Genomic DNA, 25266 nt, shown 5'->3' on the forward strand with positions numbered 1-25266 from the left:
CTTGGCTGCTGACGTTACATGGGCTGTCGGCCTGGGCACGTGCCCTGGCTGGGCCTGCTTCCGCGGATGAGCTTCGGCAGGCGGCTGCGATGTACGAGGCCCGCTGCGGCGGCTGCCACGCCATCGATGCCAACCGCGTGGGGCCGATGCACCGACAGCTTTTGGGGCGAACGGCTGGGCGTGTGCCTGGCTATGACTACTCGCCAGCCCTTCGGGCCAGTGGGCTGATCTGGGATGCCAAAAACCTGGACCTGTGGCTGCGTGACCCCGAGGCGCTGATTCCGGGTCAAAGCATGAACTACCGGGTTGATTCAGCAGAGGACCGGCGCCTGCTGATCGGGTACCTGGGCTCGGCTTCGGTGAGTGCGCCAAGCGCTGCGAGGAAGGCTCCAAATTAAGGAGCAGGGCCCGATGGGGCTGGGTCAATCCGCTGTGGTCAGCGGAAAACAAAAAAGCCCCGACTGGCGGGGCTTTTAGGGGAATTTCAGGGCTTTTTTGAAAGCGCTGAAACGTAAACCTGGCGGAGAGGGCGGGATTCGAACCCGCGGTGGGGATTAGCCCACACACGCTTTCCAGGCGTGCGACTTAAACCGCTCATCCACCTCTCCGGAAGCCCTCAACTATAGCAGGAATTGCAGGCGCTTTTGCCCAAATCGGAATCTTGGCTTTAATTTTTGCCGAAGGCCTCGAGGCGTGCCGCCGATGACTTCGGTTCGCCCCTTCCCACGGTGACTGGAAGCCTGGGGCTCACAGGCTGGCTCGAATTGTGCGTTCATGTCGGGCTTGCACAGGGCGGGCGTTGAGGGGGAACAGGCGCCTGAAAGCCTGGATCTGCTTGGTGCTCAGTTGCACCGGCTGTTGGAGGACCATCCAACGAACACCCTCCGTGCAGGGCGGGGTGGTGAGGGAGCCATCGAAGGCGTAGTAGCCCCGTCGTGACGGCAGCAGGGCCGCGAGGTCCAATGACTGCGATTCAACGGTGATTTTTTCGTCGGGACGCGGCAGGTGGGCAAAGATGGGATCGAAGGCCGCGTGGTGCCGTCCTGTTTGAACCATCAAGGCCACAATCGCCAATTCGCCCGCAGCACTTTCGTGCACCCAATGAACCTCCATGGGGTAGCGGCGTCCCTGGATCGTGTTTTCACTCGGGGTGTGGAAGTGGAGCTGGACCAGCGAGTAGCTCTTGCCGCCCACACTCAGTTGGCTGCCCAAGGGCGCCTGGACCTGCACTGTGTGCCGGTTGTTGGTCAGGTTCAGCGCGATCGGGCTGTACGCAAAATCCAGCGCGGGCAGCGATTCTTTGACGGTCGGTTGGATGTTGATCGGGCTTTGGCGCTGCCCTTGGCTGCAGGTCTCAAAACTGGGCTCCAGTTGGGCCCAATGGGCGGCCCCATGGGGGCCGGTGTAGCGCCAGTGTAGGCCTGGCGCATTGGCTTGGGCCACGCTGCCAAGGAGAAAGGCAAGCAGACCCACGGCAATGGCGGGGCACTTCAGTCCAAAAGAAGGGGGCATGCAGGGGCTCCTTTTCGTCAGGTCGGTGGGCGGCGCCAACTGGGGGGGGCTTGGCACGCCGGGTCGTGCGGATGATGGGCGAAGCCCGACTGGGGGCGGGGTTGATGGCGGTGCCGCGGGGTTCTTGTCGACTGGCGGTTCCTTCGCCTGCTTGGGCTGTCGCCGCAACACCACAGGCTTGGATGTTTCCCCAACAAATCACGGGCTTGTCGGTGCACGAACGCACCCCAAAAGCAGCAATATCTATACTGAACAGTTGAACGCCAGGGTGGTGTGCGAACAGGGCCCAGACGGAGGCCTCTTGGAGATCCAAATGGGCATTTTTGCTGGACTTCGCATCGGCAGTCGGCTTGCGCTGGCTTTTGCCGTGTTGATCTTGCTCATGACCGCCATGCTGGCGGTCGGGGTTTGGCGATTGCAGGGCATTGCAGCGCACACCCAGCAGATGATGGAGCGACCCTTGACCAAGGAGCGCTTGGTCTCGGACTGGTACCGCACCATCCACACCAGCGTGCGGCGCACCACCGCCGTGGTCAAAAGCGCCGACCCCACCTTGGCCACTTTTTTTGCTGAAGAGAACGCTGCGGCCTCCAAGATGTCATCGCAGCAGCAAAAAGAGCTGGAGGCCTTGTTGGAAACCCCTGAAGAACAGGCCGTTTTCAAGCAGTTGCTGGGGCACCGAGTGGCCTACGTCAAAGCACGGGATGCCATCACGGCGAGCAAAGCCACAGCGACCGCGGACGAGGTTGAGCGACTGTTCCGGCAAGATTTTCAACCCGCTGGTGTGAATTACCTGGCCAGTTTGCAGGCCTTGCTGGAGCAACAACGCAAGGCCATTGACGAGACGGCGCGGGACATCGAACGGGAGCACAGCAGTGGCCAAAATCAGATGCTGGCCCTGGGGACTCTGGCGCTGCTGGTGGCGGTCAGCATGGCCTGGTTGATCACCCGAAGCATCACCCAGCCTTTGGCCGAAGCGGTGCAGGTGGCTCACCAGGTGGCGGCCGGGGATTTGCAGGTCCACCCGCAAAGTCAGCGGGAAGATGAGGCCGGGCAGTTGCTCAACGCCCTGGGGGCCATGAGTGAGCGTCTGCGTGACATCGTCAACCAAGTGCGCCAGGGCACCCACGCCATGCTGCACGCGTCTGGCGAGATTGCCCAAGGCAACCTGGACCTGTCCAGCCGCACGGAATCCCAGGCCAGCGCCCTGGAGCAGACAGCGGCCTCCATGGAAGAAATCACCAGCACCGTGCGGCAAAACGCAGACAACGCCCGGCAAGCCAAACAATTGGTGCAGGCTACTTCGGAGCGGGCGACGGCCGGTGGGCAAGCGGTGGGCCAGGTGGTGCAGACCATGGGGCAGATCCATGCGTCCTCGGGGCGCATTGTGGACATCATTGGCGTGATCGACGGGATCGCGTTTCAAACCAACATCCTGGCGTTGAACGCTGCTGTTGAAGCGGCCCGGGCAGGGGAGCAAGGCCGAGGTTTTGCGGTGGTGGCGGGTGAGGTTCGCGTGCTGGCCCAGCGCAGCGCCCAGGCCGCCAAGGAGATCAAGGGCTTGATCACCGCTTCGGTGAGCAGTGTGGACCAGGGCCAGCAACTGGTCACGGGGGCGGGCAGCACGATGGCCGAGGTGGAGCAGGGCGTGCGCCAAGTCGCAGACATCGTGACCCACATTGCCGCAGCCAGTCAGGAGCAGACCTTGGGCATTGAACAGATCAACCAAGCCATTGCCCAGATGGATTCGGTGACGCAGCAAAACGCGGCCCTGGTCGAACAGGCGGCCGCCGCGACCGAAGCCCTGAACCGCCAGGCGGAGCACCTGAGCCAATTGGTGTCGGTGTTTCAGGTGGGGCCGCAGGCCAGTGACTCGCCTGGTTCGCGGCTTTTGCTCTCGGCAGGCACTTGAGGGCCTTCAGGCGCTTGCGTCATGAAACTGCCTTAAAACTAAGCAGTGCAAGGCAAGTCTTTTGAAATCAAGGACTTAGACCACCTTCTCTGGATGAGGGCACGGTTTGTCCACAGCTTTGTCCAGAGCCAACGGGGAGAACTTGGTCCTTCTTCCCACGCCGCCAGCCCACAGCGGCGGGCCGGGCACGGGGCGGCGGATGGCGCCCTCCCGCACGGTGCGCTGTGCGCTTCTTGTCTTGCTGACACCACAAATTGAGGGAAAAAACGGGCTTGTCAAAAGAGCCCAATCAATATTCCTTACACTTCGCGCCTGTTTCTAATTTAAAGCCCTGTTCCGCCCCCGGAGGTCCGCATGAAATTTCGCTTCCCCATTGTCATCATCGATGAGGACTTCCGTTCCGAAAACACCTCGGGCCTGGGTATTCGTGCTCTGGCGCAAGCCATTGAGACCGAGGGCTTCGAGGTGCTGGGCGTGACCAGCTACGGTGACCTGAGTCAGTTCGCCCAGCAACAAAGCCGGGCCAGCGCTTTCATTCTCTCGATCGACGACGAAGAGTTCACCCCCGGTCCTGACCTGGACCCGGCCGTGCTCAACCTGCGCAGCTTCATTGACGAGGTGCGCCGCAAGAACCTGGATGTGCCGATCTACATCTACGGCGAAACCAAGACCTCGCGCCACCTGCCCAACGACATCCTGCGTGAGCTGCACGGCTTCATCCACATGTTCGAGGACACGCCCGAGTTCGTGGCGCGCCACATCATCCGTGAAGCCAAGAGCTACCTCGAAGGCGTGCAACCGCCCTTCTTCAAAGCGCTGCTGGATTACGCCGAAGACGGGTCTTACTCCTGGCATTGCCCGGGGCACTCGGGCGGCGTGGCCTTCCTGAAGAGCCCGGTGGGCCAGATGTACCACCAGTTCTACGGCGAAAACATGCTGCGTGCCGACGTGTGCAACGCGGTGGAAGAACTGGGCCAACTGCTGGACCACAACGGCGCCATTGGCGAGAGCGAGCGCAACGCCGCCCGCATCTTCAACGCCGACCACTGCTTCTTTGTCACCAACGGCACCAGCACCAGCAACAAGATGGTCTGGCACCACACGGTGGCCCCGGGTGACGTGGTGGTGGTGGACCGCAACTGCCACAAGTCCATCCTGCACTCGATCATCATGACCGGGGCCATCCCCGTGTTCCTGAAGCCGACACGCAACCACTTCGGCATCATTGGCCCGATCCCGCAAAGCGAGTTCACCCAGGAGTCGATCCAGGCCAAGATCAAGGCCAACCCACTGCTCAAGGGCGTGGACCCCAAGAAGGTCAAGCCGCGCATCCTGACCATCACGCAGTCCACCTACGACGGCGTGCTCTACAACACCGAGACCATCAAGGGCATGCTCGACGGCTACGTCGAGAACCTGCACTTTGACGAGGCCTGGCTGCCGCACGCGGCCTTCCACCCCTTCTACGGCCCCTACCACGCGATGGGCAAGAAGCGCGCGCGTCCGAAGGAAAGCGTGGTCTACGCCACCCAGTCCATCCACAAGCTGCTGGCCGGTATCAGCCAGGCCAGCCATGTGCTGGTGCAGGACTCGCAAAACACCAAGCTGGACCGCCACCTCTTCAACGAGGCCTACCTGATGCACACCAGCACCAGCCCGCAGTACAGCATCATCGCCAGCTGCGACGTGGCCGCCGCCATGATGGAGCCGCCCGGCGGCACTGCCCTGGTCGAAGAGAGCATTGCCGAAGCGCTGGACTTCCGCCGCGCCATGCGCAAGGTGGACGACGAGTACGGCAAGGACTGGTGGTTCAAGGTCTGGGGTCCGGAGAAGCTGGTGGACGACGGCATTGGCCGCGCCACCGACTGGATCATCAAGGCCGACAGCAAGTCGGCCAAGTGGCACGGCTTTGGCAAGATCGCCGACGGCTTCAACATGCTCGACCCGATCAAGTCGACCATCGTGACGCCTGGCCTCGATCTGAACGGCAAGTTCGCGAAGACGGGCATTCCGGCCAGCATCGTGACCAAGTTCCTGGCCGAGCACGGCGTGATCGTCGAGAAGACGGGCCTGTACAGCTTCTTCATCATGTTCACCATCGGCATCACCAAGGGCCGCTGGAACTCGCTGCTGACCGCGCTGCAGCAGTTCAAGGACGACTACGAGAAGAACCAGCCCATGTGGCGCATCCTGCCGGAGTTCTGCCAGAAGAACCGGCGCTACGAGCGCATGGGCCTGCGTGACCTGTGCCAGCACGTTCACGAGCTGTACGCCAAGTACGACATCGCCCGTTTGACCACCGAGATGTACCTGAGCGACCACACACCGGCCATGAAGCCGTCGGACGCTTTTGCCCACATCGCCCAACGCAAGACCGAGCGCGTGGAGATCGACCACCTGGAAGGCCGCATCACCACCAGCCTGGTGACGCCTTACCCGCCGGGCATCCCGCTGCTGATCCCGGGTGAAGTGTTCAACAAGAAGATCGTCGATTACCTCAAGTTCTCGCGCGAATTCAATGCCCAATGCCCGGGCTTCGAAACCGACATCCACGGCCTGGTCGAAGAGGTGGACGCCGAAGGCAAGAAACACTACTTCGCGGATTGCATCAAGCAAAGCGCTTGAAGCGGTGTTGGGCGGGCTCGCGCTGACCCTGGGTCGCGCGCCCGCCGTGAGCGCCCTGCTCAGTGGGGCGCGCCTCAAAGGCTGATGTCGGGCACTACCCTTAAAAAGGTGGCGAACCTGGGCACGCCGCCGGGGTGCAGGCCTTGGTAACGAAAGCTCACCCAGCTGCCCACCGCAGGGGGGTCCAGGCGCAGCGCCTCGGGCAGGCCGCTGCCCAGGCGCAGGCGATGCCCTTCCTGGGTCTGGACGAGCAAGGCCCCCGCCTGGCCACGCCATGCGCCTTTGCCTGGCAGCACCTGCACCACCTGGGCTTCGGCATCCTCAAAAGCTTTGTACTTGAGCACATCGGGTGACCGGCCTGATCGGTACAGCCCGCTGGCCCGGTGCAGGATCAAACCTTCACCGCCTTGGGCCAGCACCTCGTCCAGCCAGGCCTTGACCTGGGCCACCGAGGTGACAGGCTGCTGCGCCACGGCTTGCAAATGCCCAGCCACCTGGGCGTCGGTCGCTTTGGACTGCTCGATGGCCGCCTGGAGTTGATGCAGACGGCCGCCTGGGGTGCCAAATGGATCGGGTAACTCGGGCGCATCGAATGCCATCATCCGCAGGCCTTGCCAGGCGCTGCTGCTGGGGCCGTCACGCACCGCTGCCACGGATTGCGCAAATTGCCCAGGGCCGGACCACAGCTCGCCATCCAACATCAGGCTGGGCCAGGACTGGGTGAAGTGGGGTGGGGCGTGGATGGCGCGGCCGCTGCGCGTCCACAGGCGCTGTCCGTCCCAGCGTGCTCGTACCCCATCGAGTTTTTCACTGACCCAAAAGCCGTCCACAGGCTGGCCCGGCTCGTAGCGCGTGGCTTGCATCAGGGGCGTTTGATGGGGGGACGGCCGGGCTTGCACCAGGCTGGTCACGCTGGCCAGGGCCAGCAGAGCGCTGCGCCGACTCGGCGGCGCAGGCCAGGGGGACGTCGGCAGCAAGCGCTGCCGTGATTCGGACATGCTGTACTCCTCTCAGGAGTTCAAAAGCCCGGGCCCCCGGGATGCGGCGGGGGTATAGGCCGGAGCGACCGCCAGGCCCGGGACATCCGGGCCACAGCGTCGTCCGATTGTGGCGCTCAGGCCTTCTCAGTCGGCTCGGCAATGCCGCCGACCACCTGGCTGAAGCCACCGTCGACGTAGGTGATCTCAGCGCTCACGCCAGCGGCCAGGTCGCTCATCAAAAACGCGGCGACATTGCCCACGTCTTCGATGGTCACGTTGCGGCGGATGGGCGAGTTCTCAGCCACCACCGACAAGATCTTGCCAAAGCCCTTGATGCCACTGGCCGCCAGGGTCTTGATCGGGCCTGCCGAAATGCCGTTGGCGCGCAGGCCGCGGTTCTTGGCGCCCAGGGATTCAGCCAGGTAGCGCACCGAGGCTTCCAGGCTGGCCTTGGCCAGGCCCATGGTGTTGTAGTTGGGCACGGTGCGGATGGCGCCCAGGTAGGTCAGGGTCAGTAAGGCCGACTTGTCGTTCAGGTAAGGCAGGGCTGCCTTGGCCATGGCGGGGAAGCTGTAGGCGCTGATGTCATGGGCCACCTTGAAGCCGTCGCGGCTCAGGCCGTCGAGGAAGTCGCCCGCGATGGCTTCGCGCGGCGCATAGCCAATGCTGTGCACAAAGCCGTCAAAAGTGGGCCAGTGGGCCGAGAGGTCGGTGAACAGCTTCTCGATTTGCGCGTCGTCGCCCACGTCGCAATCAAAAATCAGATTGGAGCCAAAGTCGGCAGCGAATTCGGTGATGCGGTCTTTGAAGCGCTCACCCACGTAGCTGAAGGCCAGCTCGGCGCCTTGTTCGTGGCAGGCCTTGGCAATGCCGTAGGCGATGGATCGGTTGGACAGCACGCCGGTGATCAGCAGCTTCTTGCCAGTGAGGAAACCCATTCTTGTTCTCCAGTTCGAGGCCCGACGACCTGTCGTCGGGTGAAAGTTGCAGGACAGCCACGCCAGCAGGGGCCAACAAGGCCCGGCGCCAGGGCAGGGCGCTTCATGCGTCTGCCCGGCAGTGCGGCGGGAGTAGGGCAGAATTGTCTCATGCGTTCTTCGTCTCTCTGGGCCAGCAGCCTGGGCCTGTGTCTTTCGCTCGCCTGCGGGGGGGCTTGGGCTGCGCACGGCTATGCGCTGTGGGGCAGCCTCAAGTACCCGGTGGGGTTTGATCACTTCGCCTACGTCAACCCCCAAGCCCCCAAAGGGGGTGAGCTGCGCCTGGTCAGCAACCTGCGCACCTCCACCTTTGACAAGTACAACCCCTTCACGTTGAAGGGCTCGGCACCGGCTTACCTCGGTGGCCTGATGTTTGACTCCTTGCTGGCGGGATCGCTGGATGAAACCGGCGCTGGCTACGGCTTGCTGGCCAGCGATGTGCAGGTCAGTGCGGACGGCCTGAGCGCCACCTTCACCCTGCGCCCCGAGGCCCGTTTTCACAATGGTGACCCGGTGCTGGCCACCGATGTGAAGTTCAGCTACGACACCTTGATGGGGCCCTTCACCTCCCCCAGCTACAAGACCCAACTGGCCGATGTGGCGGGCCTGGATGTGATCGACGCGCGCACCGTGCGCTACCGTTTCAAGAAGCCCAACCGCGAACTGCCTTTGACCGTGGGCGGGCTGCCGGTGTTCAGCCACCGCTGGGGCGAGGTCGACGGCAAGCCCAAGCCCTTTGACCAGGTGGTGACCGACATCCCGATTGGCTCAGGGCCCTACCGCATCGGACCGGTGCGCTTTGGCAAGGACATCACCTATGTGCGTGATCCGCAGTACTGGGCGCGCGACCTCAACGTCAAGCGGGGCACGGGCAACTTTGACCGCATCACGGTCAAGATTTACAAGGACAACACGGCCAAGCTGGAAGCCCTGAAGGCCGGCGAATTCGATCTGATGCGTTTTTTCTCGGCGGGCGACTGGGCGCGCCGTGTCACGGGCAAGCGCTTTGACAGCGGCGAACTGGTCAAAGGCGAGTTCAAACACAGCTTGCCGGCGGGCTTTCAGAGTTATGTCCTCAACACCCGGCGCGATCTGCTCAAAGACGTGCGGGTGCGTGAGGCCCTGGGCCTGGCGCTGGACTACGAGTGGATGAACCGCCAGATGTTCTACAACGCCTACCAGCGCGTCACGGGCCTGTTTGGCAACACCGCATGTGCGGCCTCCGGCAGGCCCTCCGCCGAAGAGTTGGCCTTGCTGGAGCCCAGGCGTGGCCAGGTGCCTGAGGCCACGTTCGGCCCCATGGCCGTGCCGCCGCGCACCGATGGTGAGCAGTCTTTGCGCGGCAACCTGCGCCGCGCCCAGGCCCTGCTGGCCCAAGCCGGCTGGAAGGTGCAAGACGGCGTGTTGCGCAATGCCCAAGGGCAGGCCTTTGTGCTGGAGTACCTGGACAGCAACGAGAGCGGCTCGCGCGTCGTCACGCCCTGGGCGCGCAATCTGGAGAAGCTGGGCATCCGGCTCAACTACCGCCCGGTGGACTTTGCGCTCTACCAGCAGCGCCTGCAGAAATTTGACTTCGACGTCACCACCATGGCCTTTGGGGGCACGCACAACCCGGGTCAGGAGTACGCCGACATGTTTGGCAGCCAGGCGGCCGACACCGAGGATTCAGGCAACTTCGTGGGCCTGAAGAGCCCTGCGGTCGACGCGCTGATCACCCGCATGACGGGGGCCAAGAGCTTGGCCGAGCTGCAACCCGCCTGCCGCGCCCTGGAGCGCGTGGTGGTGCACAGCCATGTGTTGATTCCACAGTGGACCGCGCCCACGCACCGCCTGGCCTACAACCACTGGCGCTTGCAAGGCCCTGCGGGCATGCCGCCGTACTCGGGTGGCGAGACCTGGGCCATTGACACCTGGTGGGCGCGATCGCCCGCTGGCACCGGTGCCGCCCCGGCGCGGCCTTGAGCGCGCCATTGCGCAGCGCGTGACCTCCCCAACCGATTGCAAAGACCCATGCTGGCCTACCTGATCAAACGTTTCTTGCTGATGGTGCCCACCTTGTTCGGCGTGCTGTTGCTGACCTTCGTGGTCATCCAGTTCGTGCCTGGCGGACCGGTGGAGCAGTACCTGGTGGAGGCGCGCACCGCCACCGCTGGCAGTGGCAGCGCGGAGGGGGGCGGCTTCAGCTACCGGGGCGGACAGGGCGTGGACCCCAAGCGCATCGAGCAGATCAAGGCCTTGTATGGCTTTGACAAACCGGCGCCTGAGCGCTTTTGGCAGATGCTGGGCCAGTTCGCCCGTTTTGACCTGGGCCGCAGCTTTTTTCAGAACAAAGATGTCTGGCAGTTGATCCTGGAGAAATTGCCCGTTTCGGCCAGCCTGGGCCTGTGGACCTTCTTCATCAGCTACGGCGTGGCCGTGCCCCTGGGGGTGGCCAAGGCGGTGCGGGCGGGCTCGCGCTTTGACCTGCTGACCACCTTGCTGGTCTTGTTTGGCTATGCCGTGCCGGGCTTTGTGCTGGGCGTGGCCTTGCTGGTGATCTTTGGTGGCCAGCTGCAGTGGTTCCCGTTGCGCGGCCTCACCTCGGCCAACTGGGACGAACTCAGCTGGGGGGCGCGCGTGGTGGACTACCTGTGGCACATCACCTTGCCCATCATCGCCATGGTGCTGGGCAGCTTCGCCGTCACCGCCATGCTGACCAAGAATGCCTTCCTGGAGGAGATCCGCAAGCAGTACGTGATCACCGCCCGAGCCAAGGGTCTGAGCGAGCGCCAGGTGCTGTGGAAGCATGTGTTCCGCAATGCGCTGATCCCCATCATCACGGGCTTTCCGGCCGCCTTTGTGGGGGCGTTTTTCACGGGGTCCTTGCTGATCGAGACCCTGTTCTCGCTCGATGGCCTGGGCCTTTTGAGCTATGAAAGCGTGATCCGGCGCGACTACCCCGTGGTGCTGGGCACCCTGTACCTGTTCACGCTGATTGGTTTGCTGACCAAGCTGATTTCTGACCTGTCTTATGTCTGGGTGGACCCCCGTGTCAAATTCGATTGAGGCCCCGCGCGCAGGCGCTGCCGAGCGCTCCGCCATCCCGGCCAGCCTGAGCCCTTCGCGCCGGGCCTGGCTGCGTTTCAAACGCAACCGCCTCGGGTTTGTGAGCCTTTGGCTGTTCGTCGGACTGGTGCTGTTCAGCCTGGCGGCGGAGTTGGTGTCCAACGACCGGCCCTGGCTGGTGCGCTACCAGGGGCAGCTGTACACGCCGCTGTGGCATGACTACCCCGAGAAGGTGTTTGGCGGCGACTTTGACACGCCCACCGACTTCCTGGATCCCTTCATCCGAGCCCAGCTGGCCCAGCCCGGCAACTGGGCGGTGTTCGCGCCCAACCCCTACGGGCCCAAGACCCTCAATTACTTTGCCCGCGAACCCAACCCGTCGGCGCCTTCGCGGGACAACTGGCTGGGCACCGATGACCGCGGCCGCGACCTCTTGGCTCAGCTGATCTATGGCTTTCGGGTCAGCGTGCTGTTTGCCTTGGCGCTGACGGTCTCCGGGGTCGTGCTGGGCGTGCTGACGGGCGCCATCCAGGGCTACTTTGGCGGGCGCACCGATCTGGCGTTTCAGCGCTTCATCGAGATCTGGGGCTCCATGCCCGAGCTGTACCTGCTGATCATCTTCAGCGCGGTGTTCGCGCCCAGCGTGGCCTTGCTGCTGTTGCTGCTCAGTCTGTTTGGCTGGATGGGTTTGTCCGACTATGTTCGCGCCGAGTTCCTGCGCAACCGCCAGCTGGACTATGTGAAGGCGGCCCGTGCCCTGGGCGTGTCCAACGCGCAGATCATCTGGCGCCACATCCTGCCCAACAGCCTCACGCCCGTGGTCACCTTCTTGCCCTTTCGCATGAGCGCGGCCATCCTGGCGCTGACCTCGCTGGATTTTCTGGGCCTGGGGGTGCCACCGGGCACGCCCTCGCTGGGCGAGCTGCTGAGCCAGGGCAAAGCCAACATCGACGCCTGGTGGATCTCGCTGTCCACTTTTGGCGTGCTGGTCGTGACCTTGCTGTTGCTGACCTTCATGGGCGACGCGCTGCGTGACGCGCTGGACCCCCGCAAGGCGGAGGCCCAGTTATGAGCCAGGACCTGTTGCACATTGAACAGCTGCGCATCGCCTTTGGCGCCAAGGAGGTGGTGCACGGCATCGACCTGCGTGTGGCCGCTGGTGAAAAAGTGGCGCTGGTGGGCGAGTCGGGCTCCGGCAAGTCGGTCACCGCGCTGAGCCTGCTGCGCCTGGCCGCCCAGGCCCGCTGCCAGGGCCGAATCTGGCTGAGCGCACGCGAAACCGGAGCGCCTCCCCAGGACCTGCTGGCCCTGCCTGCGCGGGACTTGTTGCGCGTGCGTGGCGACGACATCGCCATGATCTTCCAGGAGCCGATGACGGCCCTGAACCCCTTGTTCACGATCGGTGAGCAAATCGTCGAGGTGCTGCAGCTCAAAAAAGGCTTGAACCGCCGCGAGGCCTGGCTCTTGGCGGTGCAGGCCCTGGCCGACACGGGCCTGCCCGAACCCGAGCGGCGTGCCCGCTCCTACCCGCACCAGCTCTCGGGGGGGCAGCGCCAACGCGCCATGATCGCGATGGCCCTGGCCACCGAGCCGCGCCTGCTGCTGGCTGACGAACCCACCACCGCGCTGGACGTGACCCTGCGCGCGCAGATTCTGGACTTGCTCAGCGACCTGCAGGCCCGCACCGGCATGGCCGTGCTGCTGATCACCCACGACCTGCAAATGGTGCGCCGCTTTGCCGACCGCGTGGCGGTGATGGAGAACGGCCACTTGGTTGAGCAGGGCCCCGTGGCCGAGGTCTTTGCCCGACCCCAGCACGCCTACACCCGCCAGCTGCTGGACAGCGTGCCGGCGCGCCAGGTCACCGAGGTCGACGCCTCAGCGCCTCAGCCCGCCGACGTGTTGCGCGCGCAAGACCTGCGCATCAGCTACGCCGTGCCGCGCCCGGGTTGGCGCGGTTGGTTCAGCCGGGGGGAGTTCGTGGCGGTGCGGGGCGCCAGCTTCCATCTGGGTGAGGGACGGACCTTGGGCGTGGTGGGCGAGTCCGGCTCGGGCAAATCCACCTTGGCCCAGGCGGTGCTGGGTTTGTTGCCCTTCACGGGCCAACTGGACCTGGGCGGTCAGACCTGGCAAGGCCTGGGCACGCGCAACACCCCGGCCCACCGCGCGCTGCGCCAACAGGTGCAGGTGGTGTTCCAAGACCCATTTTCTTCGCTCTCGCCCCGCCTCACGGTGGAGGAGATCGTGGGTGAGGGCTTGCTGGTGCATGAACCCAGCCTGAGTCCTGCAGGCCGGCGGGAGCGGGTGCAGGCCGTGCTGGCCGAGGTGGGCCTGTCGGAGGCTCAGTTTCCAGGCCTGTTGGCGCGTTACCCGCATGAATTTTCAGGTGGGCAGCGGCAGCGCTTGGCGATCGCCCGCGCCCTCATCGTGCGCCCGCGTTGGCTGGTGCTGGACGAGCCCACCAGTGCGCTGGACGTCAGCATCCAAAAGCAGGTGCTGCAGCTCTTGCAGACTCTGCAACGCGAGCGTGGCCTGAGTTACCTGCTGATCACCCACGACATCGCCGTGATTCGCGCCATGGCCCACGAGGTCTTGGTGATGAAGGATGGTGTGGTGGTGGAGTCCGGCCCGGTGGCGCAAGTGCTGGCCTCACCCCAAAGCGACTACACCCGCACCCTGGTGCACGCGGCGCTGGACTGAGGGAATGCGGCTGGCCCTTTGGGCCGGGGGATGTGGCGCGGGCCTCAGCGGCCAGCCTGCATGACCATCCAGCCCCGCGTCCAACTGGGCTCCTGGCCTTGCACGCGCCCTTGGGCTTTCAGCTGGTCCTCCCGCAAGCCCAAGGCGCGGGGGCTGTACAGCAGGCTCCAGACGAAGCTGCCATTCGCACAAGCGTTTTGGCTGAAGCTGTTGAGGTGGTGGTGGTACTGGGCCAGCACCTGGGGCCAGCCGGCAGGGCCGCCGCAGCGCTGGTCCAGCGCGGTCTGCAGGGTCGTGGCGGGCTGTGCTGCCGTCAGGGCCCCCCAGTCCTTGAAGGCGTAGTACACCGAAGACAGGCCCACAAAGCGGGTCTGGGCAAAGCCCGGCTGGGCCAGCAGCTGCTGCACAGGGTAGGCGTTGGGCGCATCTGCGCTGGTCTGTTGCACCACCTCTTCATACACCGAGCGGCACGCTGCGCTGTAGCGGCCACCGGCCGCCAGCACGCTCCAACCGGGCAGGTCGGCCGAATAGCGCGCGGGGGTCGACTCGGGGTTGCGGGGGTAGCAAACATTGGCTTCGGTGCCGCCCGAGGCCGGGTGCTGCAGCATGGCCAGGCGAGCCTGGTTCTGGCCCAGGCCCAGGTAAGAGACCGCCAGCACCGGATAGCGCGCACCGTTGATGTCCAGCACGCGGACCTGGGGGCTCGGTTCGGTCGGCGCTTGGGGCAGTGCAAACGCCACTTGGGCCGAGGCGCCGCCGATTTCGACCACCCCTTCGGTGGCTTCACGGCGGTGGAAGCGGCCTTGCAGGTAGTTCACATCGACCCAGGCGTACAGACCTTCGTCTTGGCCGCTCAGGGTTCGCACCTCACCCAGCGTGAAGCCCTGAGTCTGGATGGCTTGGCGCACGCTCGCGTAAATGGAGTCGGCCGTGGCGGGGGGCACCAGGCGCATGCCAGCCGTGGCCAGCAACTCGACGGGCACTTGTTCGGGCGCCATGCCTTGGGCTTGCAAGTGGTTTTGCAGTCGCTTCAGCAGGCTTTGCACGCCCTCTGGGCCCGCCTGGCTGGGCTCGCTGCCCGGGCCGTGGCGGCCGTCGTACCAAGACAAGGGGTGGGGCGCCTGGGCGTTGCTGAACAGCTCGCGCACCGTGACAAAGCGCCCGTCAGGCTGGCTTTGGTAGAGGTGCAGGCGTGAACCGCTGCTGCCAGCGTCGATGACGGCGCGGTAGCGCGGCGGCGCGCTCTGGGCAGGGCCGGTGGCCGGCGTGCTGCAACCCAGCAGGGCCGTGGTCAACAGGCCCAGCAGCGTGGTGGGGAGACCCGGCCAGGCGAGCCGGTTCAAGAAAGGGTTGGACTTGGCGGACGGCATGGAGCGTGATTGTCGCCGAGCCCAGACGCACATGCTGGCAGCCCCGGTACCGGGCCTCAGGCCGCCGCGGTCATGGCCTCGATCTGTTCCGTCAGTTCCAGCCAGCGTTCTTCGAGTTGCTCGATGCCATCCGTGGCTGCTTTCAGTTGCCGCCCGCATTCAGCGATTTCAGCCGGCGGCAGCGGGGTGCTGAGGCGGGCCTCCAGGTCGGCCTTTTGCTGGCTCAGGCTGCCCATGCGTTGGTCGATTTGCTCGAGTTCGCGCTTGAGTGGGCGGGTCTTCTCCGCGAGTTGCTGGCGTGCCTGGGCGTCGAGCTTGCGCTGATCGCGTTGGGCCACGGCCGGCTTGGCGGCCTCTGGGGCGGGGGCCGGGCTGGGTGCCGCCACGGCGGCCACCGGGGCCACCACCACCGGGGCCGCAACTGGCGTCGGTGCGGCAGCGGCTTCGGCCTCCAGGCTGCGCTGGGTGTCGCGGGCCAGTTCGCGCAGGCGCTTGGATTCGTCGAGCAGGTAGCGCTGGTAGTCGTCCAGGTCGCCGTCGAAGGGGCCGACGATGCCGCGGCCCACCAGCCAGAACTCGTCACAGACCGAGCGCAGCAGGGCCCGGTCGTGGCTGACCAGCATGACGGTGCCTTCGAATTCGTTGAGCGCCATGGCCAGGGCCTCGCGGGTGGCCAAGTCCAAGTGGTTGGTGGGCTCGTCCAGCAGCAACAGGTTGGGGCGTTGCCACACGATCATGGCCAGCACCAGGCGGGCTTTTTCGCCACCGCTCATGGTGCCCACGGCCTGCTTGACCATGTCGCCACTGAAGTTGAAGGAGCCCAGGTAGCTGCGCAGGTCTTGCTCGCGTGAGGGTTCGCGCGAGTTGGCGCCCATGTCGCGGGCCAGGCGGATCATGTGCTCCAGCGGGTTCTCACCGGTGCGCAGCACGTCCAGCTCTTGCTGGGCAAAGTAACCAATGCTCAGGCCCTTGCCCTCGGTCACGCTGCCGGCCAAGGCCTTCATGTCGCGCGCAATGGTCTTGACCAGGGTCGACTTGCCCTGGCCGTTGGCGCCCAGGATGCCGATGCGCTGACCCGCCAACACCGAGCGGTTGACGCCGCGCAGGATGATCTTCTGGCCTTCGTCGGTCTCGTAGCCGAAGGCCGCATCGCTGATGGCCAACATGGGGTTGGGCAGGTTGGTCGGCTCTTTGAACTCGAAGGTGAATTCTGCGTTGGCCAGGATGGGCGCGATCTTTTCCATGCGCTCCAGGGCCTTGACCCGGCTTTGCGCCTGCTTGGCCTTGCTGGCCTTGGCCTTGAAGCGATCAATGAACTTTTGCAGGTGAGCGATCTTGTCCTGCTGCTTCGAAAACGCCGCCTGTTGCAGCTCCATTTGCTGGGCTTGCAGGGTTTCAAAAGCGCTGTAGTTGCCGCCGTAGCGCACCAACTGGGCGTTGTCGATGTGCAGGGTGACGTTGGTCACCGCATCCAGGAATTCGCGGTCGTGGCTGATCACGATCATGGTGCCCGCATAGCGCTTGAGCCAGGCCTCCAGCCAGACCAGGGCGTCCAAGTCCAAGTGGTTGGTGGGCTCGTCCAGCAGCAGCAGGTCAGACGGGCACATCAGGGCACGCGCCAACTGCAAGCGCATGCGCCAGCCGCCGGAGAAACTGTTCACCGGCAGTTCCAGTTCATGCGACTGGAAGCCCAGGCCCAGGATCAGCGCCTGGGCGCGGGGGCCGGCGTCGTGGTCGCCAGCGTCGGCCAGGTCGGTGTAGACCTGGGCGATGGCCATGCCATGTTCGGGGTCGTCGTAGGAGGCGTCGGACTGCTCCAGGGTCTTGAGTTGCTCGCGCAGCTCGGCCAGGCGGGTGTCGCCGCCGAGCACGAACTCGGTGGCCGACTCCTCGGTCTCAGGCATGTTCTGCGCCACCTGGGCCATGCGCCATTGGCGCGGGATGACGAAGTCTCCGCCGTCCTCGTGCAGGCTGCCGTTGAGCAGGGCAAACAGCGTGGATTTGCCCGCGCCGTTGCGGCCCACCAGACCCACTTTTTCGCCTGGGTTCAGGTTGACTGAGACCTGGTTCAGCAGCACACGGGAGCCGCGTCGCAAGACGATGTTTTTGAGGGTGATCATGGCGTGGCCGGAACAATCCGGAGAAAAGGAAGCAAAGCCTTCTATTTTCGCACGCTTGCGTGACACCGTGGGCGCGCGCCGGTTTCAGCCCCGCCCGCCAGCCGCTTCAGGCCCATGCGAGACCCGTCAGCAAGGGCTTGGCATCGGCTTGAACAGGGCGATCGGGTCGCCCGGCACTGGCTTCAGACCTCGGCCAGATGAAAGCGCATCAGCGCTTCGCGCGTGACCAGCAGCACCTGGTCTTCACCCGCACTGGTGTCCAGCCAGAACACGGGCAGGCCGGGGAAAGCGGCTTCAAAGTAGGGGCGCTCATTGCCGATCTCGAGCACCAGCACCCCGTGCTGGCTGAGTCGGCTGGCGGCCTGGTCCAGCAGTTGGCGCACGAAGTCCATGCCATCGGTGCCACCGGCCAGCGCCAGTTCGGGCTCGGCACGGTACTCCGCAGGCAACTCGCTCATGCTCTGGGCATTGACGTAGGGCGGGTTGCACAAGATGAGGTCGTAGGGGCCGGGCAGGGCGCTCAGGCCGTCACTCAGACCCAAACTGATGCGGTCTTGCAGCGCGTGGCGGTCCACATTGATGCGGGCCACGGCCAGGGCTTCGGGCGACAGGTCAGCGCCCGTCACCACCACCTCGGGCCAGGCCATGGCGGCCAGCACGGCCAGGCTGCCGTTGCCGGTGCAGAGGTCCAGCACTTGGTGGGTTTGGTCGCTGAGCCAGGGGTCGATGCTGCCGTCGGCGATCAACTCGGCGATGAAGCTGCGCGGCACGATGGCGCGCTCGTCCACGTAAAAGGGCACGCCTTGCAGCCAGGCTTCCTGGGTCAGGTAGGCGGCGGGCTTGCGGGTGCTGATGCGTTCGGCAATGAGGGCCTGAACAAGCGCGGCCTGCTCGGCGCTGACAGGGCGCAGCGCCACGTCTTCTTCGCCATCGGGCGCGCCGTCCAGGGCACTGTCCAGCGGCAGGCCCAGGCGCCAAAGCACCAGCCAGGCGGCTTCGTCAAAAGCATTGGTGGTGCCGTGGCCGAAGGCCACACCGGCTTGTTCCAGTTGCGTGGCAGCTTGCTCGATCAGGGGCAGCACGGTGAGGGCTTGGCTCATGCGGCCTCCTGGGCACGCAGGCCCGCGTCGAGGTGGGCCAGGGTGCGGCGGTAGATGTTCTTGAGCGGGTCGAGGTCAGCGACCTTCACGTTCTCGTCGATCTTGTGGATGCTGGCGTTGATGGGGCCGAATTCGAGCACCTGAGGGCAGATTGGGGCAATGAAGCGGCCGTCGCTGGTGCCGCCCGTGGTGGAGAGTTCGGTCTCCAGGCCCACTTCGTCGCGGATGGCTTGCTGAACCGCGCCCACCAGGGTGCCGGGGGTGGTCAAAAAGGGCTGGCCGCCCAGCGTCCATTGGAGGGTGTAGGTCAGGCCGTGGCGGTCCAGCAGCGCGTGGACCCGCTCCTTCAGGCCCTCGGCCGTGCATTCGGTGGAGAAGCGGAAGTTGAAGTCGATCACCACCTGGCCGGGGATCACGTTGGTGGCGCCGGTGCCACCATGGATGTTGCTGACTTGCCAGCTGGTGGGGGGGAAGAACTCATTGCCCCGGTCCCATTCAATGGTGGCCAGCTCGGCCAGCGCGGGCAGGGCCTGGTGGATGGGGTTGCGAGCGAGTTGCGGGTAAGCGATGTGGCCCTGGATGCCTTGCACACTGAGTTTGCCGCTCAGGCTGCCGCGGCGGCCGTTCTTGATCATGTCGCCCAGGCGCTCGACCGAGGTGGGCTCGCCCACGATGCAGAAGTCCAGGCGCTCGCCCCGGGCTTGCAGCGCGCGGCACACCACTTGGGTGCCGTCGATGGAGGGGCCTTCTTCGTCGCTGGTGATCAGCAAGGCCAGCGACAGCGCCGGCTCAGGTTGGGCTGCGACAAACTCCTCGCAGGCCACCACAAAGGCGGCGATCGAGGTCTTCATGTCGGCCGCACCGCGGCCAAACAGGTGGCCATCGCGGTGGGTGGGGGTGAAGGGGTCGCTGGTCCACTGCGCCAGCGGGCCCGTGGGCACCACGTCGGTGTGACCGGCGAAGACCAGGGTGGGGGCGTTGGCCACGGCGCTGGCGCGCTTGGCCCACAGGTTGCTGACGCGGAAGTCCGCTGGACCGCTGTCAATTTGTTCGCAAACAAAGCCGATGGCCTCCAGGCGCTGGCGCAGCAGGGCTTGGCAGCCCGCGTCATCGGGGGTCACGGAGGGGCGGGAAATCAGTTGTTCGCTCAGGAGCAGGGTGCGCGACATCAGTGCTTAACGTCCAGGACAATTTCGGTGAAAGAGGGCTCGTCGTCGGTTTCGACACGGGCCTTGGCCGCGTCGCTGGCGGCCTTGTGGGACTGCTGGAAGTCGTTCTGCAGGCGCCACATGAGGTTGGTGGGCGAGTCCGCGTGGGACATGCCTTCTTTGCGGTCGACTTCGCCGCTCAGGATCAAGCGGGCCAGGTCTTCTTCGAAGGTTTGCGAGCCTTCGGCCATGGACTTTTCCATGGCTTCCTGGATGCCGTTGAAGTCGCCTTTTTCAATCAGGTCGGCGATCAGCTTGGTGTTGCGCAGCACCTCGCAAGCCGGGATGCGCCCGCCAATCTGGCGGCGCAGCAGGCGCTGCGAGATCACGGCCTTGAGGGCCGAGCTCAGGTCCACCAGCAGGGTCTGGCGCACTTCCACAGGGTAGAAGCTCAGAATGCGGTTGAGGGCCTGGTAGCTGTTGTTGGCGTGCATGGTGGCCAGCACCAGGTGGCCCGATTGGGCGTAGGCCAGCGCCGCCGACATGGTCTCGCGGTCGCGGATTTCCCCAATCAAAATCACGTCAGGGGCCTGACGCAAGGCGTTCTTCAGCGCGATCTGGGTGGACTGCGTGTCCGTGCCGACTTCACGCTGGTTGATGATGGACTTCTTGTTCTTGAACAAGAACTCGATCGGCTCTTCGATGGTCAGGATGTGGCCGGTGCTGTTCTCGTTGCGGTTGTCCAGCATCGAGGCCAGGCTGGTGCTCTTGCCCGAGCCGGTGGCGCCAACCACCAACAAGAGGCCGCGCTTCTCCATGATCAAGTCGGTCAGGATGGGCGGCAGGTTCAGGTCGGCGAGTCTGGGGATTTCGTGGCTGATGAAACGGATCACCGCGGCCACGCTGCCGCGCTGGCGCATCGCGCTGATGCGGAAGCGACCAATGCCCTTGAGGGCGTAGCCCACGTTGAGCTCGCCAGTCTCGGCCAACTCTTCCATTTGCGCGGGCAGCAAAATTTCACCGAGCAGGCTGCGCGGCGCATCAAAAGGCAGCAGTTGGTTGTTGACCGGCACACAGACGCCGTTGATGCGGATCAGCGCCGGGGCGTTCGCCGACAGGTAAACGTCAGAGGCGCCCTTTTCGCTCATCAGCCGCAGGATGCGGTCCATCATGCTCATGTTGGCGCTCATGGAGGGGGACTTTCCGGGTGAGGGTCCAGGGGCAGGGGCGGCTCAACAGGCCCCCACGCCAGGCGCGGGGGCGGGGCGATCTCAGTCGCGCAGCAGGTCGTTCAGGCTGGTCTTGGCGCGGGTCTGGGCGTCCACGCGCTTGACGATGATGGCCGCATAGAGGCTGTAACGGCCGCCGTCCTTGGGCAGGCTGCCGCTGATGACCACCGAGCCCGAGGGCACGCGGCCGTAGCTGATTTCGCCGGTGGCACGGTCGTAGATCGGGGTGCTTTGGCCGATGTACACGCCCATCGAGATGACCGAGTTTTCTTCGACGATCACGCCTTCGACGATTTCCGAGCGAGCGCCGATGAAGCAGTTGTCTTCAATGATGGTGGGGTTGGCTTGCAGCGGTTCCAGCACGCCGCCCAGGCCGACACCGCCGGACAGGTGAACGTTCTTGCCCACTTGGGCGCAGCTGCCCACGGTGGCCCAGGTGTCAACCATGGTGCCTTCGTCCACGTAGGCACCGATGTTCACGTACGAGGGCATCAGGATCGCGCCCTTGGCAATGAAGCTGCCTTGGCGGGCCACAGCCGGGGGCACCACGCGCACGCCGGTGGCCTTGAGTTGCTCTTCGCTGAGGCCAGCGAACTTGGTCGGCACTTTGTCGTAAAAGCCCAGGTCGCCGCCACCGATGTATTGGTTGTCCTTCAGGCGGAAGGACAGCAACACGGCCTTCTTGACCCATTGGTGCACGGTCCACTGGCCCACGCCTTCACGGGTGGCCACGCGCAGGCGGCCCGAATCGAGCTCGGCGATCACGTGGTCGACGGCTTCGCTCACTTCTTTCGGAGCGCTGGCAGGCGACAGGTTGGCACGGTTCTCCCAAGCGGAGTCGATCAGGGTTTGCAGCTGTTGAGTCATGGATTACTTGCTTTTGGATTGGACGAAATTCACGATGCGCAGGGCCGCTTCGACGCACTCGGCGGCGTCAGCCACGAGGGCCATGCGGATGCGTTGGGCGCCTGGGTTGGCCCCGGCCACATCGCGGGCCAGGTAACTGCCAGGCAGCACGGTGACATTGTATTGAGCCAGCAGCTCCTTGGCGAAAGCCGTGTCGCTCAGGCCCAGGGCGTCGGGCACCCGGGCCCAGAGGTAGAAACTGGCGTCAGGCAAGGCCACTTCCAGCACGCCGGCCAGGATGGGGGTGACCTGGGCGAACTTCTTGCGGTAGAGCACGCGGTTTTCCACCACATGGGCTTCGTCGTTCCAGGCCGCGATGCTGGCGGTCTGCACGATGGGGCTCATGGCACTGCCGTGGTAGGTGCGGTAGAGCAGGAACTGCTTGATGATGGCGGCGTCGCCGGCCACAAAGCCGCTGCGCAGGCCGGGCACATTGCTGCGCTTGGACAGGCTGGTGAAGGCCACCAGGTTTTTGAAGTCGTCACGGCCCAGCTTCTTGGCCGCTTCAAGGCCACCGAGCGGTGGTTCGTCACGGAAGTAGATTTCGCTGTAGCACTCGTCGGAGGCGATGATGAAGCCGTAGCGGTCGCTCAACTCGAACAGCTTCTTCCATTCGTCCAAGGGCATGACCGCGCCCGTGGGGTTGCCAGGCGAGCAGACAAAGATCAGCTGGGTGCGGGCCCAAATGTCGGTGGGGACGCTGTCCCAGTCCACCGCAAAGTTGCGCGCCGGGTCGCTGGGCGCGAAGTAGGGCTCCGCGCCGGCCAGCAGGGCTGCGCCTTCGTAAATTTGGTAGAACGGGTTCGGGCAGACCACGGCCGGGGTAGGCCAGCGCGGGTCGATGACGGTCTGGGCGAAGGCGAACAGCGCCTCGCGGGAGCCATTGACCGGCAAGATTTGGGTGGCGGGGTCGACGGTGAGGTCGTAGCGGCGTTGAATCCATTGCGCCATGGCTTCGCGCAGGCGGGGCTCGCCGGCGGTCGCCGGGTAGCCTGCCAAACCCCCCAAGCTGTTGACCAGTGCGGTCTTGATGAACTCGGGGGTGGCGTGCTTGGGCTCACCAATGCCCAGGCTGATGGGGCTGTAGTGCGCGTTGGGGGTGACGCCAGCGAAAAGCTGTCTCAGCCGCTCGAAGGGGTAGGGCTGCAGTTTGGAAAGCAGGGGATTCATGGGCCCGCATTATCCGGGAGGCCGGAGCGCTTTGGGACCACAAGGGTTAAATCAGCTGCCGCCAAAGCGGGATGAAGCCCCCAGGGCCGGGACCGCCGGGCGGTCTGCCAGCAGGTCCATGGGCCATTCGTTGGCCGGCATGGGGTTGCCCAGCAACTTGCCTTGGAGCACCACCTCCGCATCCAGCCAGTGCAGGGTTTGTTGTTGGCTGCTGGTGCTGACGCCCTCGGCGACCACCCGCAAGCCATGGCTGCGGCACAGAGCCAGCAAGCCTGCCAACAAGGCGGTGCTGTGGCTGTCGTCGGGCACCGACTGCACCAGCCTGGGTGCCAGGTGGATGCCTTGCACCGGCCAGTCCCGCAGCTGCCAGGGGGAGGGAACGCCCAAGCCCACGTCCTGCAGGCAGAGCTCCAGACCGGCGGCCCGCAAGGCGCTCAGGTGGGGCAGCAAGGCCGGATCGGTGACCTGGCTGGCGCTCAGGTGCCGGGTGGAGAGGGCCAGGCGAATGTGTTGGGGCGCCAAGCCATGAACCTGCAAGCGCTGCAGCAGCCAGTCGGCGGTTTCGCCCTGGTCGATCCAGGGGCTGTGCAGGGGCAAGGTGAGTTTGATGCCCTTGGGCGGCATGGGGTTGCGTGCCAGCCACTCGCCAGCGTGTTCGATCACCCATTCATCGAGGTGGGTGTGACCGGCATCTTCCGATTCTTGGGGCGCCAAACCCATGAAGCGCTCCGGGGGCAGCAGACCCATGACCGGGTGATCCCAGCGCAGCTCGGCACAAATTCCCACCAACTCGGCCTGCCCGTTGTACTGGCCTTGCATGAACAAGCGCAACTGGCCGTTGTCGGCGGCTCGGGTCCACTCGACATGGCTGCGCAGCCGCTGCTCAGCGACCGTGACCTGGTGCGGCGTGTACCAGCAGACCTGTTGTGATTGTTCGCGCCGTGCCCGGCTCAACGCCAGGCTGGCTCGCTGCAGGCCGCGCCCAGCCTGGTCGTCAAGCCCCATGGGGTAAAGGGACGCGCCCAGGCGCAGCGTGACGGAGCCGCCACCGCCCGGCGTTTGCAGGGGCCGAATGGGGCGGCGCAGCCAGTGCAACCATTGTTCGGTCTGCACCTGGGCTGCGGGCAGGGCCTCATCCAGCATGATGGGCAGGCGGCCCAGCCGGACGGCGAAAGTGCCGCCCCCCAGTCGGTAGGCCTGGGCGGTGTCGGGCAGGATCTCACGCAGGGCGTCGGCCATGTCATTGAGCAGGCGGTCACTGGCTTCCGGGCCCATGGCGTCGTGCAAGGCGCGCAAGCCGCACAGCCGGAACAAAACCAGGGCCTGTACACCGTCTTGCAGGTTGCGCAGCAGGTGCAGGTGGTCCAGCAAGGCCGCCCGGTTGGGCAATTGGGTTTGGGGGTCAAAGTAAGCCAGGCGCTCGATCTGCTCGGCAGCCCAGCGGCGGTCGGTGATGTCTTGCGACAACTCAAACCAGTGTGTGATGTGCCCCTGGGCGTCGCGCAGAGGCACCACGTCCAGTTCTTCGATGCGGTGTTGGCCGTGGGGGCCTGGCAGGGTTTGCTCGCCGTGCCAGCGCTTGCCTTGGGCCTGGGCCTGGGCCAGCGAGGCCTGTTGGGCGGGGGTCAGGCCCCGGCCGTTGAGGTCTTGGGAAGGCCGGCCAATCCACTGGGCGCGCTGCAAGCCGCGGCTGCGCTCAATGGCTTGGTTCAGGTACTCGATGCGGTGCTTGTCGTCGGTGATGGAGACGCTGACAGGGCATTGGTCCAGCAATTGAAGCAGCTTGCGCAGCTCGGCATCGCGGGTCAGCACGTCGTTCATGGCGTTGTGCAAGCGTGTCATCTGGCGCTGGTAGCTGGCGCGGCTCAGCAGGGCGGCGGAGGTGGCGATGGTCAGGTTGCCAATGATCAGCAGCACTAGCATGAAGGGCTGTGGCGAACGCGGTGGTGGAATTTGGCCGATCTGCTCCAAGTAGAGCAGGCCCAGCAAGCCCACGCCTGTCAGTGAGGCCAGGACACAGGTTTCCTTGCGGCCCAGCAACCAGCCCGCCAGCCCGATCTGCACCGGAAAGGCCAGGATCTGGGGGGCGTGAAGGCCCCCGTTTTGGCTGGCGATCTCCATGTTGGCGCACCACAAGCCCCAAATCAGCAGCCTGGCACTGCCGCGCACCGAACCGAGTGACACCATGGCCAGCGCGCTCAAGGTGATCAGAATCACCACCGAACGTGAGAGCAAGACAGCCCACTGAAAGTGGACGCTGATGACCCAGCCAATGACGACGAAAGATAAAAAGCCGACGATCAAACACACCAGGATGATGTGGGTGACGTCGGCGCGGGTCGCTTCGTATTGGGCCGAATGCTGGACTGGAAATAGGCGCATTGGGGGAGTTTTTGGGTGGACTCCCCACTCTAGTCAGCTCAGAAAACTTGCTGCTTTGAGATTGTTCGCTTCTGATTGCTTAAGTGGACC

Annotated in this window: 18 protein-coding genes and 1 tRNA gene; 7 read left to right on the forward strand and 12 right to left on the reverse strand. The window is 64.9% G+C overall.

Features of this window, described 5'->3' with window-relative positions; genetic code table 11:
• Nucleotides 1-89: 89 nt before the first annotated feature.
• Nucleotides 90-398 carry a c-type cytochrome gene (locus PSQ39_RS10925; protein WP_273926795.1) on the forward strand — a complete coding sequence of 103 codons (309 nt, stop codon included), beginning with the start codon at nucleotides 90-92 and terminating at the stop codon, nucleotides 396-398.
• Nucleotides 399-518: 120 nt separating this feature from the next.
• Here the strand turns inward: PSQ39_RS10925 and PSQ39_RS10930 are convergent.
• Both PSQ39_RS10930 and PSQ39_RS10935 read right to left on the reverse strand, forming a co-directional pair.
• A tRNA-Ser gene (locus tag PSQ39_RS10930) sits at nucleotides 519-608 on the reverse strand.
• 139 nt (nucleotides 609-747) lie between these two features.
• A complete protein-coding gene (locus PSQ39_RS10935) occupies nucleotides 748-1512 on the reverse strand; it encodes a carbonic anhydrase (RefSeq protein ID WP_273926796.1) in 765 nt (254 codons plus the stop codon).
• 313 nt (nucleotides 1513-1825) lie between these two features.
• On the opposite strand from PSQ39_RS10935, the gene PSQ39_RS10940 reads away from it, so the two are divergent.
• Together PSQ39_RS10940 and PSQ39_RS10945 are read left to right on the forward strand one after the other, a co-directional pair.
• The gene (locus PSQ39_RS10940) at nucleotides 1826-3424 is read left to right on the forward strand and encodes a methyl-accepting chemotaxis protein (protein WP_273926797.1); all 1599 of its coding nucleotides are present in this window, start codon (nucleotides 1826-1828) and stop codon (nucleotides 3422-3424) included.
• 354 nt (nucleotides 3425-3778) lie between these two features.
• Nucleotides 3779-6049 (forward strand): arginine/lysine/ornithine decarboxylase, encoded by a 2271-nt coding sequence (locus PSQ39_RS10945; RefSeq protein ID WP_273926798.1) that lies wholly within the window; start codon nucleotides 3779-3781, stop codon nucleotides 6047-6049.
• Between the two features lie 74 nt (nucleotides 6050-6123).
• On the opposite strand, the gene PSQ39_RS10950 is transcribed toward PSQ39_RS10945, so the two are convergent.
• Together PSQ39_RS10950 and fabI are read right to left on the reverse strand one after the other, a co-directional pair.
• Complete coding sequence (locus PSQ39_RS10950) at nucleotides 6124-7047, reverse strand: DNA ligase (protein ID WP_273926799.1); 924 nt, start codon at nucleotides 7045-7047, stop codon at nucleotides 6124-6126.
• A 116-nt stretch (nucleotides 7048-7163) separates the two neighbouring features.
• Entirely contained in the window at nucleotides 7164-7967 is an 804-nt protein-coding gene (gene fabI / locus PSQ39_RS10955) for an enoyl-ACP reductase FabI (protein WP_273926800.1), read from the reverse strand.
• Nucleotides 7968-8117: 150 nt separating this feature from the next.
• Here fabI and PSQ39_RS10960 point away from each other — a divergent pair, with 150 nt between their 5' ends.
• The 4 genes from PSQ39_RS10960 to PSQ39_RS10975 are packed head-to-tail and all read left to right on the forward strand — an operon-like array spanning nucleotide 8118 to nucleotide 13751.
• Nucleotides 8118-9968, forward strand: coding sequence for an extracellular solute-binding protein (locus PSQ39_RS10960; protein WP_273926801.1), 1851 nt, complete (start codon nucleotides 8118-8120; stop codon nucleotides 9966-9968).
• A gap of 48 nt (nucleotides 9969-10016) precedes the next feature.
• Nucleotides 10017-11051: a microcin C ABC transporter permease YejB gene (locus PSQ39_RS10965; RefSeq protein WP_273926802.1), complete on the forward strand. Its 1035-nt coding sequence runs from the start codon at nucleotides 10017-10019 to the stop codon at nucleotides 11049-11051.
• The gene (locus tag PSQ39_RS10970; RefSeq protein WP_273926803.1) at nucleotides 11017-12123 is read left to right on the forward strand and encodes an ABC transporter permease; all 1107 of its coding nucleotides are present in this window, start codon (nucleotides 11017-11019) and stop codon (nucleotides 12121-12123) included. Before PSQ39_RS10965 ends, PSQ39_RS10970 begins: the two co-directional genes overlap by 35 nt.
• Nucleotides 12120-13751, forward strand: coding sequence for an ABC transporter ATP-binding protein (locus PSQ39_RS10975; protein ID WP_273926804.1), 1632 nt, complete (start codon nucleotides 12120-12122; stop codon nucleotides 13749-13751). The genes PSQ39_RS10970 and PSQ39_RS10975 overlap by 4 nt, the downstream gene beginning before the upstream one ends.
• Nucleotides 13752-13795: 44 nt before the next feature.
• Here the strand turns inward: PSQ39_RS10975 and PSQ39_RS10980 are convergent, their stop codons facing one another.
• The 8 genes from PSQ39_RS10980 to PSQ39_RS11015 form a co-directional block, all read right to left on the reverse strand.
• A complete protein-coding gene (locus PSQ39_RS10980) occupies nucleotides 13796-15121 on the reverse strand; it encodes a hypothetical protein (RefSeq protein WP_273926805.1) in 1326 nt (441 codons plus the stop codon).
• Between the two features lie 56 nt (nucleotides 15122-15177).
• Nucleotides 15178-17241: an ABC-F family ATP-binding cassette domain-containing protein gene (locus tag PSQ39_RS10985; RefSeq protein ID WP_273926806.1), complete on the reverse strand. Its 2064-nt coding sequence runs from the start codon at nucleotides 17239-17241 to the stop codon at nucleotides 15178-15180.
• A 182-nt stretch (nucleotides 17242-17423) separates the two neighbouring features.
• Entirely contained in the window at nucleotides 17424-18341 is a 918-nt protein-coding gene (prmB, locus tag PSQ39_RS10990) for a 50S ribosomal protein L3 N(5)-glutamine methyltransferase (RefSeq protein WP_273926807.1), read from the reverse strand.
• Entirely contained in the window at nucleotides 18338-19510 is a 1173-nt protein-coding gene (gene dapE / locus PSQ39_RS10995) for a succinyl-diaminopimelate desuccinylase (protein ID WP_273926808.1), read from the reverse strand. The genes prmB and dapE overlap by 4 nt, the downstream gene beginning before the upstream one ends.
• A complete protein-coding gene (locus tag PSQ39_RS11000; protein WP_273926951.1) occupies nucleotides 19510-20667 on the reverse strand; it encodes a PilT/PilU family type 4a pilus ATPase in 1158 nt (385 codons plus the stop codon). Before PSQ39_RS11000 ends, dapE begins: the two co-directional genes overlap by 1 nt.
• 93 nt (nucleotides 20668-20760) lie before the next feature.
• Nucleotides 20761-21585 (reverse strand): 2,3,4,5-tetrahydropyridine-2,6-dicarboxylate N-succinyltransferase, encoded by an 825-nt coding sequence (gene dapD, locus PSQ39_RS11005; protein WP_273926809.1) that lies wholly within the window; start codon nucleotides 21583-21585, stop codon nucleotides 20761-20763.
• A gap of 3 nt (nucleotides 21586-21588) precedes the next feature.
• Nucleotides 21589-22794, reverse strand: a complete 1206-nt coding sequence (gene dapC, locus PSQ39_RS11010) for a succinyldiaminopimelate transaminase (protein ID WP_273926810.1) — start codon at nucleotides 22792-22794, stop codon at nucleotides 21589-21591.
• 51 nt (nucleotides 22795-22845) lie between these two features.
• Nucleotides 22846-25176 (reverse strand): EAL domain-containing protein, encoded by a 2331-nt coding sequence (locus PSQ39_RS11015; RefSeq protein ID WP_273926811.1) that lies wholly within the window; start codon nucleotides 25174-25176, stop codon nucleotides 22846-22848.
• Between the last annotated feature and the right edge of the window lie 90 nt (nucleotides 25177-25266).

Origin of the sequence: Curvibacter microcysteis, from assembly GCF_028649455.1 — a bacterium.
Classification (GTDB): Bacteria; Pseudomonadota; Gammaproteobacteria; order Burkholderiales; family Burkholderiaceae_C; genus Curvibacter; species Curvibacter microcysteis.